General features: G+C 70.1%; 2 protein-coding genes, 2 pseudogenes and 1 riboswitch. Of the genes and pseudogenes, 3 read left to right on the forward strand and 1 reads right to left on the reverse strand.

The genetic code is table 11. The annotated features are described in order from the left end of the window. Positions 1–323: pseudogene (locus D471_RS34855) on the reverse strand (penicillin binding protein transpeptidase domain-containing protein); the annotation flags it as partial. A 148-nt stretch (positions 324–471) separates the two neighbouring features. Continuing rightward, positions 472–572: riboswitch (glycine riboswitch) on the forward strand. Between the two features lie 143 nt (positions 573–715). On the opposite strand from D471_RS34855, the gene gcvT reads away from it, so the two are divergent. The 3 genes and pseudogenes from gcvT to D471_RS39550 form a co-directional block, all read left to right on the forward strand. After that, a complete protein-coding gene (gene gcvT / locus D471_RS0117405) occupies positions 716–1,831 on the forward strand; it encodes a glycine cleavage system aminomethyltransferase GcvT (protein ID WP_017599804.1) in 1,116 nt (371 codons plus the stop codon). A 155-nt stretch (positions 1,832–1,986) separates the two neighbouring features. After that, positions 1,987–2,367, forward strand: a complete 381-nt coding sequence (gcvH, locus tag D471_RS0117410; protein ID WP_017599805.1) for a glycine cleavage system protein GcvH — start codon at positions 1,987–1,989, stop codon at positions 2,365–2,367. A gap of 7 nt (positions 2,368–2,374) precedes the next feature. Then, a pseudogene (locus D471_RS39550) lies at positions 2,375–2,517 on the forward strand (serine hydroxymethyltransferase); the annotation flags it as partial.

The following is a 2,517-nucleotide window of genomic DNA, read 5'->3' on the forward strand; positions in this document are numbered from 1 at the left end:
GTGGACGCGGGCACACTGCGGCGGTGGGCCTCCTGCGGATCGACGACGATGGCCGACCGCTCACTCGTGTCATAGAGGACGAAGGTGCCCTCCACCCCCGCCTCGTCGAAGACCCGTTCCAGGTCCTCCCGCTCCACCGAGGGAACGTCACCACCCGCCCGGTCGACGGGCCGCGCGTCGCCGCGGACGTGACCCGCGGTCTCCGGAACCACTGTGGAGCACGCCGCTCCCACCAGAACGGTCACCGCACCCGCCGCGACCGTCAGCACCACCCGACGGCCCGAAACCGCCGTCCGTCTCCCCCACCCGATGTCGGTACCCACTCGCGCCTCCCCACGCGTCGGTTCCCGTTCCACCGAACCCAAGCTAACGGCTGCGCCCCCGCGGTAGGGAGGTTTCGGCCGCGCGCCGTGTAAGACCTCGGCCACCCTTGGGAGCCGAGAGCGGCCACTGCTAGGCTGATCATGTTGCTGACCCCGTACGGGAGAGCGCCCGCGTAGCCAATGTGGGCCGCCGAAGGAGCAATCCCTCCCCGATGAAACCTCTCAGGCACAGTGGACCGTACGGGCGAGACCACTCTGGAAAGCAGGGACACGCGTCCCTCGCCGAAGGTGCAAGCCACGCCGAGCACGTGGTGAAGCTCTCAGGCACAGATGACAGAGGGGGAGGATGGCAACGCCACACACGACAGACGCCCATCCTCTCGGGAGTGCCCATGTCAGAGCCCGCGTCCGCGCCCCGCGCGACAGCGCTGCGCGAGATCCACGAACAATCCGGCGCGACCCTGGTCGACTTCGCCGGATGGCTCATGCCGCTGCGCTACGCCAGCGAGACCGCCGAGCACACGGCGGTCCGCGAGGCCGCCGGGCTCTTCGACCTCTCCCACATGGGTGAGATCCACCTGTCCGGGCCGCAAGCCGCCGAGGCCCTCGACCACGCCCTGGTCGGCCACCTGTCCAAGGTGAAGGTCGGCCGCGCCCGTTACACCATGATCACCGCCGCCGACGGCGGAGTCCTGGACGACCTCATCGTCTACCGCCTCGGCGAGGAGGAGTACCTCGTCGTGGCCAACGCGGCCAACGTGTCCGTGGTCGCCGATGCCCTCACCGAACGGGCCAAGGCCTTCGACGTCGAGGTCACCGACCAGTCAGCCGAATACGCGCTGATCGCCGTCCAGGGCCCGCGCGCGGTGGACATCCTGGCCCCGCTCACCGACGCCGAGCTCGACGGGATCCGCTACTACGCGGGCTACGAGCACACCGTGGCCGGGGTCCCCGTGCTGCTCGCCCGTACCGGCTACACCGGCGAGGACGGGTTCGAGATCTTCATCCGCCCCGCCGACCGCGCCCCGCACGTGTGGAAGACCCTCATGGCGGCGGGCGCCGAGTACGGTCTGGTCCCCGCCGGACTCTCCGCTCGCGACACCCTGCGCATGGAAGCGGGGATGCCGCTGTACGGGCAGGAGCTCACCGCCGACCTCACCCCCTTCGACGCCGGTCTCGGCCGCGTGGTCAAGTTCGACAAGCCGGGTGACTTCGTCGGCCGCGCCGCCCTGGAGGAATCCGCGCGCACCGCGCGCGAACGCCGCCTCATCGGCCTCGCCTCCCGCGGCCGCCGCCCGCTGCGCAAGGGCCAGGACGTCCTGCGCGACGGCGCCGTCGTCGGCACCATCACCAGTGGCGCGCCCTCACCCACCTTGGGCCGCCCCATCGCCATGGCCTACGTGGACGGCGACCTCGACACCACGACCGGCGCGTTCACCGTGGACGTGCGCGGACGCGGTGAGGACGTCGACGTGGTCGAGCTGCCGTTCTACAAGCGGCAGTCGTGACAGCCCGGGCCCCACACCCCTGGGGCCCACCCACCCCCACGGCGGGATCCCCGACCCGGGGACCGGCACGTACGGGGTGTGACCAGGCGTAGGCCGGGCCGGGGCGCCGCACGCGCGCACGGCAGGATGAAGGTATATCTCCAAGGAGAGTCGAAGTGAGCGTTCCCACGGAGCTGGGTTACACCGACAAACACGAGTGGGTCCGGATCGAGGACGGTGTCGCCACCGTCGGGATCACGGAGTTCGCCGCCGAGTCGCTGGGCGACATCGTGTACGTCGAGCTCCCCGAGGCGGGCACCGAGGTGACCGCCGGGGAGACCTGCGGCGAGGTGGAGTCCACCAAGTCCGTCAGCGACATCTACTCGCCGGTGAACGGTGAGGTCGTCGAGGTCAACGAGGCCCTCGAAGACACACCGGAGACGGTCAACTCCAGCCCCTACGAGGACGGGTGGCTGTTCCGGGCACGGGTCTCCGGGGAACCCTCCGACCTGCTCTCCGCCGAGGAGTACCAGGCTCTGACCAAGGATGAGGAGTAGGCCTCCGATGGCTACCGACAAGACCGTGCTCAACCAGAGCCTCAGTGAGCTGGACCCGGAGGTGTCGGCGGCGGTCGACGCCGAGCTGGCGCGCCAGCGCGAAACCCTGGAGATGATCGCTTCGGAGAACTTCGCTCCGCAGGCGGTCCT

It is taken from the genome of Nocardiopsis lucentensis DSM 44048 (assembly GCF_000341125.1).
GTDB lineage: Bacteria > Actinomycetota > Actinomycetes > Streptosporangiales > Streptosporangiaceae > Nocardiopsis > Nocardiopsis lucentensis.